The organism is Pseudomonas sp. CFBP 13719, from assembly GCF_014842095.1.
Lineage (GTDB): Bacteria > Pseudomonadota > Gammaproteobacteria > Pseudomonadales > Pseudomonadaceae > Aquipseudomonas.
In genome coordinates this window covers 179,507-193,918 of record NZ_JACYVB010000007.1, presented here as the reverse complement: position 1 = coordinate 193,918, position 14,412 = coordinate 179,507, and the positions used below count along the sequence as shown (strand labels likewise).

At 62.2% G+C, this 14,412-nt stretch carries 13 protein-coding genes; 11 read left to right on the top strand and 2 right to left on the bottom strand.

The features are described 5' to 3' along the window. Position 1 precedes the first annotated feature (1 nt). The 7 genes from IFT57_RS20525 to IFT57_RS20495 all read left to right on the top strand — a co-directional run bounded on the left by IFT57_RS20525 (position 2) and on the right by IFT57_RS20495 (position 7,961). Positions 2-1,366 (top strand): aspartate aminotransferase family protein, encoded by a 1,365-nt coding sequence (locus IFT57_RS20525; RefSeq protein ID WP_192152506.1) that lies wholly within the window; start codon positions 2-4, stop codon positions 1,364-1,366. Positions 1,367-1,557: 191 nt separating this feature from the next. Further along, positions 1,558-2,655: a polyamine ABC transporter substrate-binding protein gene (locus IFT57_RS20520; RefSeq protein WP_122715963.1), complete on the top strand. Its 1,098-nt coding sequence runs from the start codon at positions 1,558-1,560 to the stop codon at positions 2,653-2,655. A 194-nt stretch (positions 2,656-2,849) separates the two neighbouring features. Next, positions 2,850-3,944 carry a polyamine ABC transporter substrate-binding protein gene (locus IFT57_RS20515; protein WP_122715962.1) on the top strand — a complete coding sequence of 365 codons (1,095 nt, stop codon included), beginning with the start codon at positions 2,850-2,852 and terminating at the stop codon, positions 3,942-3,944. Positions 3,945-4,000: 56 nt separating this feature from the next. After that, positions 4,001-5,143: a polyamine ABC transporter ATP-binding protein gene (gene potA / locus IFT57_RS20510; protein WP_122479869.1), complete on the top strand. Its 1,143-nt coding sequence runs from the start codon at positions 4,001-4,003 to the stop codon at positions 5,141-5,143. 35 nt (positions 5,144-5,178) lie between these two features. Further along, positions 5,179-6,060 carry an ABC transporter permease subunit gene (locus IFT57_RS20505; RefSeq protein ID WP_185794802.1) on the top strand — a complete coding sequence of 294 codons (882 nt, stop codon included), beginning with the start codon at positions 5,179-5,181 and terminating at the stop codon, positions 6,058-6,060. Further along, complete coding sequence (locus tag IFT57_RS20500; protein ID WP_192050058.1) at positions 6,057-6,941, top strand: ABC transporter permease subunit; 885 nt, start codon at positions 6,057-6,059, stop codon at positions 6,939-6,941. The genes IFT57_RS20505 and IFT57_RS20500 overlap by 4 nt, the downstream gene beginning before the upstream one ends. Positions 6,942-7,037: 96 nt before the next feature. Continuing rightward, positions 7,038-7,961, top strand: a complete 924-nt coding sequence (locus tag IFT57_RS20495) for an alpha/beta hydrolase (protein WP_192152505.1) — start codon at positions 7,038-7,040, stop codon at positions 7,959-7,961. A 159-nt stretch (positions 7,962-8,120) separates the two neighbouring features. On the opposite strand, the gene IFT57_RS20490 is transcribed toward IFT57_RS20495, so the two are convergent. Then, positions 8,121-8,873: a DUF2059 domain-containing protein gene (locus IFT57_RS20490; RefSeq protein ID WP_192152503.1), complete on the bottom strand. Its 753-nt coding sequence runs from the start codon at positions 8,871-8,873 to the stop codon at positions 8,121-8,123. A 130-nt stretch (positions 8,874-9,003) separates the two neighbouring features. Here IFT57_RS20490 and IFT57_RS20485 point away from each other — a divergent pair, with 130 nt between their 5' ends. Further along, positions 9,004-9,639, top strand: coding sequence for a 2OG-Fe(II) oxygenase (locus IFT57_RS20485; RefSeq protein ID WP_192152502.1), 636 nt, complete (start codon positions 9,004-9,006; stop codon positions 9,637-9,639). Between the two features lie 126 nt (positions 9,640-9,765). Here the strand turns inward: IFT57_RS20485 and serA are convergent, their stop codons facing one another. Continuing rightward, the gene (gene serA, locus IFT57_RS20480) at positions 9,766-10,995 is read right to left on the bottom strand and encodes a phosphoglycerate dehydrogenase (RefSeq protein WP_122715955.1); all 1,230 of its coding nucleotides are present in this window, start codon (positions 10,993-10,995) and stop codon (positions 9,766-9,768) included. Positions 10,996-11,209: 214 nt separating this feature from the next. On the opposite strand from serA, the gene IFT57_RS20475 reads away from it, so the two are divergent. The 3 genes from IFT57_RS20475 to IFT57_RS20465 all read left to right on the top strand — a co-directional run bounded on the left by IFT57_RS20475 (position 11,210) and on the right by IFT57_RS20465 (position 14,320). Then, positions 11,210-12,604, top strand: coding sequence for an FAD-binding oxidoreductase (locus tag IFT57_RS20475; RefSeq protein WP_122796202.1), 1,395 nt, complete (start codon positions 11,210-11,212; stop codon positions 12,602-12,604). Positions 12,605-12,632: 28 nt separating this feature from the next. Next, positions 12,633-13,298: a fumarylacetoacetate hydrolase family protein gene (locus IFT57_RS20470; RefSeq protein ID WP_192152500.1), complete on the top strand. Its 666-nt coding sequence runs from the start codon at positions 12,633-12,635 to the stop codon at positions 13,296-13,298. Positions 13,299-13,408: 110 nt separating this feature from the next. Further along, entirely contained in the window at positions 13,409-14,320 is a 912-nt protein-coding gene (locus tag IFT57_RS20465; protein ID WP_192152498.1) for an SdiA-regulated domain-containing protein, read from the top strand. The last annotated feature ends 92 nt before the right edge of the window (positions 14,321-14,412 follow it).

Here is a 14,412-nt window from a genome sequence, read left to right as displayed (position 1 = left end):
GATGAGCAACAACAACCCCCAGACCCAGCATTGGCAAGACCTGAGCAGCGCCCACCACCTGGCGCCGTTCAGCGACTACACACAGCTGGCGCAGAAGGGGCCGCGGATCATCACCAAAGCCGACGGCGTTTACCTGTGGGACAGCGAAGGGCACAAGATCCTCGACGGCATGGCGGGCCTGTGGTGCGTGGCGATCGGTTACGGCCGCGAGGAACTGGTGCAGGCCGCCAGCAAGCAGATGCGCGAGCTGCCGTACTACAACCTGTTTTTCCAGACCGCCCACCCGCCCGCACTCGAGCTGGCCAAGGCCATCGCCGACCTGGCGCCCGAGGGCATGAACCATGTGTTCTTCACCGGTTCCGGTTCCGAGGGCAACGACACCGTGATGCGTCTGGTGCGCCATTACTGGGCGCTCAAGGGCAAGCCCGAGAAGAAGGTGATCATCAGCCGCATCAATGGCTACCACGGCTCCACAGTCGCCGGCGCCAGCCTGGGCGGCATGGCGGGCATGCACGAGCAGGGCGATCTGCCGATCCCGGGCATCGTGCACATCGCCCAGCCGTACTGGTTCGGCGAGGGCGGTGACATGACCCCGGACGAGTTCGGCATCTGGGCAGCCGAGCAGTTGGAAAAGAAGATTCTGGAAGTGGGCGAAGACAACGTCGCGGCGTTCATCGCCGAGCCGATCCAGGGCGCCGGCGGTGTGATCATTCCGCCCGAGACTTACTGGCCGAAGATCAAGCAAGTGCTGGCGCGCTACGACATCCTGTTCGTGGCCGATGAAGTGATCTGCGGCTTCGGCCGTACCGGCCACTGGTTCGGCAGCGACTACTATGATCTGGCGCCCGACCTGATGACCATCGCCAAGGGCCTCACCAGCGGCTACATCCCCATGGGCGGCGTGATCGTGCGCGACGAGGTGGTGCAGGTGATCAACCAGGGTGGCGACTTCAACCACGGCTTCACCTATTCCGGGCATCCGGTTGCCGCGGCGGTGGCACTGGAAAACCTGCGCATCCTGCGCGACGAGCACATCGTCGACACGGTCCGGAGCGATGCGGCACCGTATTTGCAAAAGCGTCTGCGCGAACTGCAGGACCATCCGCTGGTGGGTGAGGTCCGTGGTCTGGGCATGCTCGGCGCGATCGAGCTGGTCAAGGACAAGGCCACCCGCAGCCGTCACGAAGGGCGTGGCGCCGGTATGATCTGTCGGCAATTCTGCTTCGACAATGGGCTGATCATGCGGGCCGTCGGTGACACCATGATCATTGCACCGCCGCTGGTCATCAGCCACGCCGAGATCGACGAGCTGGTGAGCAAGGCACGGCTTTGCCTGGACCTGACACTCGAAGCACTCGGGGGCTAGATGCTAGGCTTTACGGGCCGACTCATGGGCCCTGTGGGAGCAGTCATCGGCCGCGAAAGCCGCGACGCGGTTCAAACCGATACCGCAGTGATTTCTTCGCGGCCGATGACCGCTCCCACGAACCCGCAAGAAGCGGCGCACGACCCATATTGGCATCAGGTTAAGACCAAGAACATTTAGGAGCACAACGCATGAAGATATTTGGCAAGACCCTCCTCGCCGTGGCCCTGATGGGGGCGATGGCCGGTGCTGCGCAGGCGGACGACAAGGTTCTGCACGTGTACAACTGGTCGGACTACATCGCGCCTGACACGATCAAGCAATTCGAGGCGGAGTCGGGGATCAAGGTCGTCTACGACGTATTCGACAGCAACGAAACCCTGGAAGCCAAACTGCTGGCCGGCAAGTCCGGCTACGATATCGTCGTGCCTTCCAACAACTTCCTGGCGAAGCAGATCAAGGCCGGCGTGTACCAGGAACTGGACCGCTCGAAACTGCCGAACTGGAACAACCTCAACGAATCGCTGCTCAAGGCGGTCTCGGTGAGCGACCCTGACAACAAGCATGCTTTCCCGTACATGTGGGGCTCGATCGGCATCGGCTTCAACGCCGACAAGGTCAAGGCTGCGCTGGGCGCCGACGCACCGACCAACAGCTGGGACCTGCTGTTCAAGCCGGAAAACGCGGCCAAGCTGAAGTCGTGCGGTATCAGCTTCCTCGACTCGCCAACCGAAATGCTGCCGATCGCGCTGCATTACCTGGGCTACCCTACCGATTCCCAGGACAAGAAGCAGCTGGCCGAGGCCGAAGCGCTGTTCCTCAAGGTGCGTCCATCGATCGGTTACTTCCATTCCTCCAAGTACATCTCCGACCTGGCCAACGGCAACATCTGCGTAGCCGTGGGTTATTCGGGTGACATCTACCAGGCCAAGTCGCGCGCCGAAGAGGCCGGTGGCAAGGTCAAGGTCAGCTACAACATTCCCAAGGAAGGCGCTGGCAGCTTCTTCGACATGGTCGCCATTCCCAAGGATGCCGAGAACGTCGAGGGTGCGTACAAGTTCATGACCTTCCTGATGAAACCGGAAGTCATGGCCGAGATCACCAACAGCGTGCAGTTCCCCAACGGTAACCAGGCTGCAACAGCATTGGTGGATAAAGCCATCAGCGGCGATCCGGGCATCTACCCGCCGGCCGACGTGCAGGCCAAGCTGTATGCCATTGCCGACCTGCCGGCGGCGACGCAGCGCATCATGACGCGCAGCTGGACCAAGATTAAGTCGGGCAAGTAAGCCAGGCGGTGGACTGCGATGCGTCCTTCGCGGCCGATGACCGCTCCCACAAATACCCCGTGGGAGCGGTCCGTGGCCGCGAAGGGCGCACCGCGATCTCGGGCCAGGTGAATCAGCAATTGCGGCGCGCGCGCATGGGCTGTAAGTTGCGCGCCGGTTTGTCTTATAGAACAAACGCTTGAGAGGACCTCCACTTGTCACACTCTTTGTTTCGCAAGGCCATGCTGATCGGTGCGGGTCTGACCCTGGCGCTCAACGCCCATGCGGCAGGCACCGTGCACATCTACAACTGGTCCGACTACATCGGCGAAAGCACTCTGGCGGATTTCGAAGCCGCCACCGGGATCAAGCCGATCTACGACGTCTTCGACTCCAATGAAACCCTGGAAGGCAAGTTGCTGGCCGGCCATACCGGCTATGACGTGGTGGTGCCGTCAAACCACTTCCTGGGCAAACAGATCAAGGCCGGGGCTTTCCAGAAACTGGACAAGGCCCAGCTGAGCAACTATTCCAACCTCGATCCGGTGCTGCTCAAGCGCCTGGAAAAGAACGATCCGGGTAACCAGTACGCCGTGCCCTATCTGTGGGGCACCAACGGCATCGGTTACAACGTGGAAAAGATCAAGGCCGTGCTGGGCGTCGACAAGATCGACTCCTGGGCCATGGTGTTCGAGCCCGAAAACATCAAGAAACTGTCCAAGTGCGGCGTCGCCTTCCTCGACTCGCCCGACGAGATGTTCCCGGCCGTGCTCAACTACATGGGCCTGGACCCCAACACCACCGACGAGAAGCTCTACAAGCAGGCCGAGGCCAAGCTGCTCAAGGTCCGGCCGTACGTGACCTACTTCCATTCCTCCAAGTACATCAGCGACCTGGCCAATGGCAACATCTGTGTGGCCGTGGGTTATTCCGGCGACATATTCCAGGCCAAGGCACGCGCCGAGGAAGCCGGCAAGGGCATCAAGCTGGCCTACTCGATTCCCAAGGAAGGCGGCAACCTGTGGTTCGACATGCTGGCCATCCCCGCCGATGCGCCGGATGCCAAGCAGGGCCTGGCATTCATCGACTACCTGTTGAAACCTGAAGTGATTGCCAAGGTCAGCGACTATGTCGGCTATGCCAACCCCAATCTCAAGTCCGGCGACTTCATGGATCAGGACGTACGCAACGACGAGGCGGTCTATCCGCCACAGGCCATCCAGGACAAGCTCTACGTCAACGTCGAGCTGCCGCCCAAGGTACAGCGTTTGATGACCCGCAGCTGGACCAAGGTCAAGTCGGGCAAATAAATACTCGGGGCGGCCCGATCCAGAGCCGCCCCCACTCAAGTTTGGGAGTTTCGTGAATGGCTGTTGCCTCCAGCGCCTACAAAAAAGCCCTCGAAGGCAGCCAGCAACCGAAAAAGGTGCTGGTCCGGATCGAAAAGGTAACGAAGAAATTCGACGAAACGGTGGCCGTGGACGACGTGTCGCTGGAAATCAACCAGGGTGAGATCTTCGCCCTGCTGGGCGGGTCCGGTTCCGGCAAGTCCACCCTGCTGCGCATGCTGGCCGGCTTCGAACGGCCGACCGAGGGACGCATCTTTCTCGACGGCGTGGACATCACCGATATGCCGCCCTACGAGCGGCCGATCAACATGATGTTCCAGTCCTACGCGTTGTTTCCGCACATGACGGTGGCGCAGAACATCGCCTTCGGCCTCAAGCAGGACAAACTGCCGGCGGCCGAGATCGACGCGCGGGTGGCGGAAATGCTCAAGCTGGTGCAGATGACCCAGTACGGCAAGCGCAAGCCGCACCAGTTGTCCGGTGGCCAGCGTCAGCGCGTCGCGCTCGCACGCTCGTTGGCGAAAAAGCCCAAGCTGTTGCTGCTCGACGAGCCGATGGGCGCGCTGGACAAGAAGCTGCGCTCGCAGATGCAACTGGAACTGGTGGAGATCATCGAGCGGGTCGGCGTGACCTGCGTGATGGTGACCCACGACCAGGAAGAGGCCATGACCATGGCCCAGCGCATCGCCATCATGCACCTGGGCTGGATCGCGCAGATCGGCAGCCCGATCGACATCTATGAAACCCCCACCAGCCGCCTGGTGTGCGAGTTCATCGGCAACGTCAACCTGTTCGAAGGCCAGGTGGTCGAGGACATGGAAGGCTACGCACTGATCAGCAGCCCGGAGCTGGAGCGCAGCATCTACGTCGGGCATGGCGTGAGTACCGCCGCCGAAGACAAGAACGTGACCTACGCCATTCGCCCGGAAAAGATGCTGGTGACCACCCAGCAGCCCGACAGCGAACACAACTGGTCGCGCGGCAAGGTCCATGACATCGCCTACCTGGGCGGCCATTCGGTGTTCCACGTGCAGTTGCCGTGCGGCAAGCTGGTGCAGTCGTTTGTGGCCAACGCCGAGCGCCGTGGTGCCCGACCGACCTGGGACGACGAAGTGTTCGTCTGGTGGGAAGACGACAGCGGCGTGGTACTGCGCTCATGAAGCTGCGCAAGATCAAACGCAAGCTCAAGAGGATCATCCCCAACGGTCGCCAGATGGTCATCGGCGTACCGTTCCTCTGGCTGTTCCTGTTCTTCATGCTGCCGTTCTTCATCGTGCTCAAGATCAGCTTCGCAGAAGCCGACGTGGCGATCCCGCCGTACACCGAAATCTGGAGCTACGCCGAACAGAAGTTCGAGTTGATCCTCAATTTCGCCAACTACGCGCTGCTCACCGAAGACGACCTGTACATCTCTGCCTACCTGGGCTCGTTGAAGATGGCCTTCTTCAGCACCCTGATCTGCCTGCTGCTCGGCTATCCCATGGCCTATGCCATCAGCAAGGCACGCAAGGACCTGCAGACCGTGCTCCTGCTGCTGATCATGATGCCGACCTGGACGGCGATCCTGATCCGCGTGTATGCCTGGATGGGCATCCTGAGCAACAACGGCCTGCTCAATGCCTTCCTGATGTGGCTGGGGCTGATCGACCAACCGCTGCAGATTCTCAACACCAACCTGGCGGTGTACATCGGCGTGGTCTATGCGTACCTGCCGTTCATGATCCTGCCGCTGTTCGCCAATCTGGTGAAGCATGACAACAGCTTGCTGGAGGCCGCCTCCGACCTGGGCTCGAGCACCTTCAACAGTTTCTGGAAGATCACCGTGCCGCTGTCGAAGAACGGCATCATCGCCGGCTGCATGCTGGTGTTCATTCCAGTGGTCGGCGAGTTCGTGATTCCCGAGCTGCTGGGTGGCCCGGAAACCCTGATGATCGGCCGCGTGTTGTGGCAGGAATTCTTCAACAACCGTGACTGGCCCGTTGCCTCGGCATTGGCCGTGTTGATGCTGGCGATTCTGATCGTGCCCATCGTGCTGTTCAACCGCAGCCAGGCCAAAGAACTGGAGGGCAAGGCATGAAGCGTTTCGGGTTCTCCAAACTGATCCTGGTGCTGGGGCTGGTGTTCATCTACGCGCCGATGCTGATCCTGGTGATCTACTCCTTCAATGCTTCGCGGCTGGTGACGGTGTGGGGCGGCTGGTCGGTGCAGTGGTACGTGGGCCTGCTGGACAACTCCCAGCTGATGGGCGCGGTGATGCGCTCGCTGGAAATCGCCTGCTACACGGCAGTGACGGCCGTAGCCCTGGGGACCATGGCGGCGTTCGTGCTGACGCGCATCAGTCGCTTCAAGGGGCGCACCATGTTCGGCGGCCTGGTGACAGCGCCACTGGTGATGCCCGAAGTGATCACCGGCCTGTCGCTGCTGCTGCTGTTCGTGGCCATGGCCCAGGTGATCGGCTGGCCGCAGGAGCGTGGCATCGCCACGATCTGGATCGCCCACACCACCTTCTGCGCCTCGTACGTGGCGGTGGTGGTGTCATCGCGATTGCGCGAGCTGGACCTGTCGATCGAAGAAGCCGCCATGGATTTGGGCGCGCGGCCCTGGAAGGTGTTCTTCCTGATCACCATTCCCATGATCGCGCCATCGCTGGCGGCCGGTGGGATGATGTCCTTCGCGCTGTCGCTGGATGATCTGGTGCTGGCCAGCTTCGTCTCCGGGCCGGGTTCCACGACCCTGCCGATGGAAGTGTTTTCGGCGGTTCGCCTGGGCGTGAAGCCTGAGATCAACGCCGTGGCCAGCCTGATTCTGCTGGCTGTTTCGTTGGTGACGTTTCTGGTGTGGTATTTCGGCCGTCGGGCCGAAGAGCGTCGTCGCAAGGCGATCCAACAAGCTATCGAGGAAAGCGCCGCAAACTCCTGGCAACAGCCCAAGACTCAGCGGCCGGCAGTGTCGGTTTGATGAGGGCAGGGCGCTGGATCTCCAGCGCCCTTGCGGGTCTCTGCCCGCGAAGAGGCCGGCCTGGTCAACACACGTATTGCCTTGGAACAATCATCCATGCCCTCTGCATTCCATCCCGACTCCCTGCGTAATTCCCTGCCACCCTTGAGCACCCGACAGCCGCTGTCCAATGAGGCTCAGGCCTACCAGCGCTTCTATAAGCTAGACCTGCCGGTACAAAGCTGGCTGGGTCGTTTCAAGGCAGCAGGCTTCGACCTCGTCGCTCAGGTGTGGATACCGCAACGGCCTGTTGCCACGCTCTTCGTCATGCACGGTTTCTACGATCACATGGGGTTGTACCGGCACGCTGTGCAGTGGGCCTTGGCGCGTGGTTTCGCGGTCATTTCCTGCGACCTGCCGGGCCATGGCCTGTCCAGCGGCGAGCGAGCCAGCATTCACAGCTTTGCCGATTATCAGGCCACGCTCGATGGCCTGTTCGCCGAGGCACGCACCCTGCAGCTACCGCAGCCCTGGCACCTGCTGGGGCAGAGCACCGGTGGCGCGATCATCGTCGACCATCTGCTGCACCAGGGCGCGCAGTCTGCGGCCCAGGGGCAGGTGCTGCTGATGGCGCCGCTGGTACGACCCAGCGCATGGGGGTTGTCCAAACTCAGCTACCGCGTGCTCAAGCCGTTCGTCAACGGCATTGCCAGGCGTTTCAGCGCCAATACCAACGACCCGGACTTCATGCCGTTCCTGCAGGCGGATCCGCTGCAGCCCTTGCGTCTGCCGACAGCGTGGGTGGGGGCGTTGGTGCAGTGGGTACAGCACATCGAGGCCGCGCCGTGCAGTCCGCGGACGGTGGTGGTCGTGCAGGGCGAGGATGACGACACCGTGGATTGGCGGCACAACCTCAAGGTACTGCGCGCAAAGTTCGCCGAAGTGCGGGTATTGCAGGTGGCGGGGGCCCGGCATCATCTGGTCAATGAGCTGCCAGCGATTCGGGCGAAGTGTTTCGGGTTTTTCGAGCAGAATCTGTAACCGGGTCGTCTGCTTCGCGGCCGCTGACCGCTCCTACGGGAGAGGGGTGATGTTGCGGTGGGTCAGATGGGTTGCGGTGTTCTTTTCGCGGCCGCTGGCCGCTGCTACGGGATGGTGCAGGCCTCTGTGGGAGCGGTCAGCGGCCGCGAACGGCGCCCCTCAGTTTCCTGGCTTGCCCGGTGTCTGCCCAACCGCCAGGCCAGCGCGTACGGCTTGCAGAGCCGCCTGATAATAAGCCTGGCCCGCGGCAGACTCGGCGAAGCCGACGAACTCCTCCAGTTCCGGATCGGACAATTCGCGGTACACGTACAGCAGCGTATTGTTCAGGTCGATGGCGATCTGCTGCTGCAGCCGCTCACGCTGGCCATCGAGCAGCCCCGCAGCCTGGCCGCCCCCCAACAGACCGGGAATCATCGAGCTGAGACTGTCGGCGGCCACCCCGGCGATGGCCAGGCTCACCTCTGCGCCAGCCTGGCGCGCCGGCAGTGCCTGCGCCAGATGGCCGATCAACAGCGCACGGGTGGACTCGACCTGCAGTTTCGGCAGGCCCTGGGCGTTCTTGGCCAGCTGATCGCTGCGGGTGGCCAGCAGCTCGGCGGCGACGATCTTGCGGCCCAGGGCCGACTCGAAGAAGGCGAGGGCAGGTTTGGGATCGGCCAACCCCTGGCGCAGTCGCGCTTCGGCGCGCTGGTCCATGGCCTGCGCCGCGAAGCGTTGGTCGCTGTTGCTCACCAGCGCCCGGAAAACCGCCGGAGGCAAGCTGCTCTGGTAGCGCTGCTGGGCCGCCTTGAGGGCGTCGCTGAAATGCGCCCTTTGTTCAGGCCAGCCAGCGGCCTTGTACAGCAGGTCGTGGTCGTCGGCCCAGGCGGGCGTCGTACTGAACATCATCAAGAACACAAGGACGCGGCGCATAGGGACTCCTGTCGGCAAGGGGGCATTGTCCGTGGCATTGCCTGGCTTTGTCGAGAAGTGCCATGCACGCTGCGTCTGTGTGCATCGACGCCGTGCAAGCCCCTGTCGGTTTTGCAGGCGTATGGATACTATGCCGGGCATGCAAATACCTTCTGATCACCCGCTGTTGCTGCGCATCGTCGACGACCTGGCCGAACACGGCTGGTCGCAGCAGGAACTCTTCGTACCCCAGTCTTTGACCGTGGCGCTGGCGGCCGAGTGCCGTACCCGCCATGCCCAAGGCGAACTGGCGCCGGCGGCTGTCGGCCGTGGTCCATCCCAGGAGATCCGCGAAGGCATTCGCGGTGACCGCATCCAGTGGATCGAGCCGGGCGAAGCCGTGCCGTGCGACGCCTACATGCAGATCATGGACAGCCTGCGCGAGGCGCTTAATAGAGGTCTGTTTCTGGGCCTGGAAGACTTCGAGTGCCACTTTGCCCTGTACCCGCCGGGGAGTGTGTACCTGCGTCACCTGGACCGCTTTCGCGACGATGACCGGCGCATGGTGTCGGCGGTGCTGTATCTGAACGATGCCGACTGGAGCGAAGAGGATGGGGGGCAGCTGCGCATGTACCTGCGCCGCGACACGGCGTTGGACGTGCAGCCGATCGGTGGCACGCTGGTGGTGTTTCTTTCCGGAGAGGTGCCGCACGAAGTGATGCCGGCGCAGCGCAATCGGCTGTCGCTGACCGGCTGGTTCCGCCGTCGGGGCAACGAGCCGTTCTGATACACCGCGTCGCCTGGTTCGCGGCTACTAGCCGCTCCTACAGGGGATCTGGGTTGACTGTAGGAGCGGCTAGCAGCCGCGAACCAGGCGACGCGGTGTGCCAGGCACACCGCAATCCGGCCGCTATCAGAACAATACGCGGCAGCGAATGGTTCCGGTGACCTGTTGCAGCTTTTCCTGCGCCAGATCCGAGTATTCGGCGTCGACGTCGATCACCACATAGCCGACCTTTTCGTTGGTCTGCAGGAACTGGCCGGAGATGTTGATGGCGTTCTCGGCAAAGACCTTGTTGATCTCCATCATCACGCCCGGCACGTTCTCGTGGATGTGCAGCAGACGGTGCTTGCCAGGGTGCGCCGGCAAAGCCACTTCCGGGAAGTTGACCGACGACACCGACGTACCGTTGTCGCTGTACTTGACCAGTTTCTCGGCCACTTCCAGGCCGATGTTGGCCTGCGCCTCGGCAGTGGAGCCACCGATGTGCGGGGTCAGGATGACGTTGTCCAGGCCACGCAGCGGGCTTTCGAAGATGTCGTCGTTGGAGCGTGGCTCGACCGGGAACACGTCGATGGCCGCGCCGATCAGGTGCTTGTCCTTGATCGCCTGGGCCAGTGCGTCGAGCTCGACCACGGTGCCGCGCGCGGCGTTGATGAGGATGCCGCCCTTCTTGATGGCGCGGATTTCCTTCTCGCCGATCATCCACTGGGTGGCAGCGGTTTCAGGCACGTGCAGGGTGACAATGTCGCTCATGCCCAGCAGGTCGGTCAGGCTGCCGACCTGAGTGGCGTTGCCCAGTGGCAGCTTGGTCACGGTGTCGTAGAAATACACCTGCATGCCCAGGCCTTCGGCCAGGACCGAGAGCTGGGTGCCGATCGAGCCATAGCCGACGATGCCCAGTTTCTTGCCACGGATCTCGAAGGAGTTCGCCGCGCTCTTGATCCAGCCGCCACGGTGGCAGGAAGCATTCTTCTCGGGGATGCCGCGCAACAGCAGAATGGCTTCGGCCAGCACCAGTTCGGCCACCGAGCGGGTGTTGGAATACGGGGCGTTGAACACCGCGATACCGCGTTCGCGCGCAGCGGCCAAGTCGACCTGGTTGGTGCCGATGCAGAAGCAGCCCACGGCGACCAGTTTCTTCGCGCAGTCGAACAGCTCTTCGGTCAGCTGGGTGCGCGAGCGAATGCCGATGAAGTGGGCGTCGGCGATCTTTTCCTTGAGCTCGGCTTCGGGCAGCGACTTGGTGTGGTACTCGATGCTGGTGTAGCCGGCAGCCTTGAGGACGTCCACAGCGGATTGGTGGACGCCTTCGAGAAGAAGGAACTTGATCTTGCTCTTGTCGAGGGAAGTCTTGCTCATCTGCGTAAACCTGTGTCCCGAAAAAAATGGCAGGAAGTGAAGCGGCGCGCACCGGGCCAGGGCTCGATTGGCGGGGTGCGTATGCTAGCATAGCCTCCCTGTCGTACGCCCATCCTGGGTCATGAGCCGTTCTCAGGGTGACTATGAATGGTTCGAGGTTCAACGGGCCGCGAATCGCTCGATTCGTGAATCCTTCACTTGCAGAGTCGCGTCCATGAACAGCCATGCCCTGATCGATGAACTCAAGACCCTGCTCGAGCCTGGCAAGGTCCTCACCGATGCCGCTTCCCTCGACACCTACGGCCGGGACTGGACCAAACAGTACGCCCCGGCACCCAGCGCCATCGCCTTTCCCAAGACCACCGAGCAGGTTCAGGCCATCGTGCGCTGGGCCAATGAGCGCAAGGTGGCGCTGGTCCCTTCGGGCGGGCGCACCGGGCTGTCCGCTGCGGCGGTAGCGGCCAACGGCGAGGTGGTGGTGTCGTTCGACTACATGAACAAGGTGCTCGAGTTCAACGCGACCGACCGCACCGTGGTGTGCCAGCCAGGCGTCATCACCAAGCAACTGCAGAATCTGGCCGAGGAAAACGGCCTGTACTACCCGGTGGATTTCGCCTCTTCGGGTTCCAGCCAGATCGGCGGCAACATCGGCACCAATGCTGGTGGCATCAAGGTCATCCGCTACGGCATGACGCGCAACTGGGTAGCGGGCCTCAAAGTGGTTACCGGCCAGGGCGATGTACTGGAGCTCAACAAGGACCTGGTCAAGAACGCCACCGGCTACGACCTGCGTCAGTTGTTCATCGGCGCCGAAGGTACCCTCGGCTTCATCGTCGAGGCCACCATGCGCCTGGACCGTGCGCCGAAGAACCTCACCGCGATGGTGCTCGGCACCGCCGACTTCGATGCGATCATGCCGGTGCTGCATGCGTTCCAGGGCAAGCTCGACCTCACGGCGTTCGAGTTCTTCTCCGACAAGGCGCTGGCCAAGGTGCTGGGTCGCGGCGACGTGCCGGCGCCGTTCGAAACGGCCTGCCCGTTCTACGCCCTGCTGGAATTCGAAGCCACCACCGACGACATCGCCGACACCGCGCTGGCCACCTTCGAACACTGCGTGGAGCAGGGCTGGGTACTCGATGGCGTGATGAGCCAGAGCGAACAGCAACTGCGCAACCTGTGGAAGCTGCGCGAGTACATCTCCGAAACCATCTCCCATTGGGTGCCGTACAAGAACGACATCTCGGTGACCATTTCCAAGGTGCCGGCATTCCTGCGCGAGATCGACGCCATCGTCAGCGAACGCTATCCGGCATTCGACGTACTCTGGTACGGCCACATCGGCGACGGCAATCTGCACCTGAACATCCTCAAGCCCGAGCACATGGACAAGGATGCATTCTTCGCCGAGTGCGCGCTGGTCAATACCGAAGTCTTCGAAACCGTGCGCAGGTACAACGGCTCCATCTCCGCCGAACATGGGGTGGGCATGGTCAAGCGCGATTATCTGCAGTACAGCCGCTCGCCGGTCGAAATCCAGTACATGAAAGCCATGAAGGCCGTGTTCGACCCCAATGGGGTCATGAACCCGGGCAAGATCTTTTCCATTTGATACGTTCATCTGAGCAGAGGTTCGAGCAATGAGCTACCAGCACCAGTACATCGACGGTACCCGTATCCACTTCCCGCTGGGCAAAGTGGTGTGCATCGGCCGCAACTACGCCGAGCATGCCAAGGAGCTGGACAACCCGATTCCGACCGAGCCGCTGTTGTTCATCAAGCCGAGCAGCTGCGTGGTGCCGTTGCAGGAAACCTTCACCATTCCGACCGATCGCGGTGCGGTGCACTATGAGGCCGAAATCGCAGTGCTGCTGGGCAAATCCCTGAGCACCCGGCCCAGTGCCGAAGAGGTCATCGATGCCATCTCCGGCTTCGCCCCGGCGCTGGACCTGACCCTGCGCGACGTCCAGGCGCGCCTGCGCGAGAAAGGCCTGCCGTGGGAAATCGCCAAGTCGTTCGACGGCGCGGCGGTGATCGCACCGTTCGTGTCGGCCGACAGCTTTCCCGACCTCACCGACATCCCGATACGTCTGACCATCGACGGCAACGTGCGCCAGGACGGCAACAGCAACCTGATGCTCAACCCCATCGTGCCGATGATCCAGTACATGGCCGGGTGTTTTTCGCTGCAGGCTGGCGATGTCATCCTCACCGGCACGCCGGCCGGGGTAGGCCCGCTCGAAATCGGCGGCGAGATCGTGCTGGAACTGCCAGGTGTCTGCAGCTTCACCAGCCGCGTCCAGTAGTCGCCCCGCGCCTCACCTTTTTTTTACATTCGATCTGGATAATGCCCCCACCCAAGTGGGTGCATTGTTCGGATGTGCCCGTATGAATCCGTCTCCAGCAAGGGTACTTCATGGTCCGCGCCGCGCTGCATTCATCCCGCCCCCTGCACAAACGTTGGTACCTGTGGACCTTGCTGGTGCTGCTGCTCGGCTACATCGTCGCGGTGATCTTGCACTGGGACGACCGCGCCGAGCTGTGGGTGCAGGAGTGGACGCACAACAGCACCGAGCGCAAGGCCAGCGTCTGGTTGCCCGACTATGCAGCAGTGATCGACGCCAAGGCCCTGCCGGGGATGGAAGGCGACGAAGCCTCTGACATCACCTATCACCCCGGCACCCGGACCTTGTTCGCGGTCATGGGCAAGAATCCCTATCTGGTCGAGCTGAGCCTGCAGGGCGACGTGCTGCGCAAGATGCCCCTGACCGGCTGGAGCAATCCGGAGGCCGTCACCACACTGGCCGACGGGCGCCTGGCGATCATCGACGAGCGCCAGCATCAACTGACCGTGGTCAAGGTCGACGCCGACACCCGCGAGCTGAACATCGCCGACTTCACGCCGTTCGACCTCGGCCCTTCGGCGGACCAGAACAAGGCCTTCGAAGCGCTGGCCTGGGATCCGCGCAACCAGCGCCTGCTGCTCGGCGAAGAAAGACCACCGGCGCTGTTCTCGCTGAAGCTGGGCAGCGATGGCCAGCCCAGTGGCGAGAAGCAACGCCTCGATGCGCCCGACCTGGACATGCGCAACCTCTCGGCGCTGGCAGTGGATCCGCGCACCGGTCACCGCCTGCTGCTGTCGGCCGACTCTCACCTGCTCATGGAATACGACGAAACCGGCAAGCAGTGGAGCTTCATGACCCTGCTGGGCGGCATGAACGGCCTCAAGGACACGATTCCCCGCGCCGAAGGTGTGACCATGGATGACGAGGGCACGATCTACCTGGTCAGCGAGCCGAATCTGTTCTACGTATTGCGCAAGCGCTGAACCGCTCGGCAGTGTCATTTGGCGCTGTAATTTCTTGGACATTTCCTACAAATCAATCCGTATAAACTTAAGCTTGGCTTCATCATTTAATG

Coding starts and splice junctions, on each gene's coding strand:
- IFT57_RS20520 (WP_122715963.1), top strand. CDS start 1,558: ATGAAGATATTTGGCAAGACCCTCCTCGCCGTGGCCCTGATGGGGGCG.
- IFT57_RS20465 (WP_192152498.1), top strand. CDS start 13,409: ATGGTCCGCGCCGCGCTGCATTCATCCCGCCCCCTGCACAAACGTTGG.
- IFT57_RS20470 (WP_192152500.1), top strand. CDS start 12,633: ATGAGCTACCAGCACCAGTACATCGACGGTACCCGTATCCACTTCCCG.
- IFT57_RS20485 (WP_192152502.1), top strand. CDS start 9,004: ATGCCGGGCATGCAAATACCTTCTGATCACCCGCTGTTGCTGCGCATC.
- IFT57_RS20495 (WP_192152505.1), top strand. CDS start 7,038: ATGCCCTCTGCATTCCATCCCGACTCCCTGCGTAATTCCCTGCCACCC.
- potA (WP_122479869.1), top strand. CDS start 4,001: ATGGCTGTTGCCTCCAGCGCCTACAAAAAAGCCCTCGAAGGCAGCCAG.
- IFT57_RS20475 (WP_122796202.1), top strand. CDS start 11,210: ATGAACAGCCATGCCCTGATCGATGAACTCAAGACCCTGCTCGAGCCT.
- serA (WP_122715955.1), bottom strand. CDS start 10,995: ATGAGCAAGACTTCCCTCGACAAGAGCAAGATCAAGTTCCTTCTTCTC.
- IFT57_RS20525 (WP_192152506.1), top strand. CDS start 2: ATGAGCAACAACAACCCCCAGACCCAGCATTGGCAAGACCTGAGCAGC.
- IFT57_RS20490 (WP_192152503.1), bottom strand. CDS start 8,873: ATGCGCCGCGTCCTTGTGTTCTTGATGATGTTCAGTACGACGCCCGCC.
- IFT57_RS20500 (WP_192050058.1), top strand. CDS start 6,057: ATGAAGCGTTTCGGGTTCTCCAAACTGATCCTGGTGCTGGGGCTGGTG.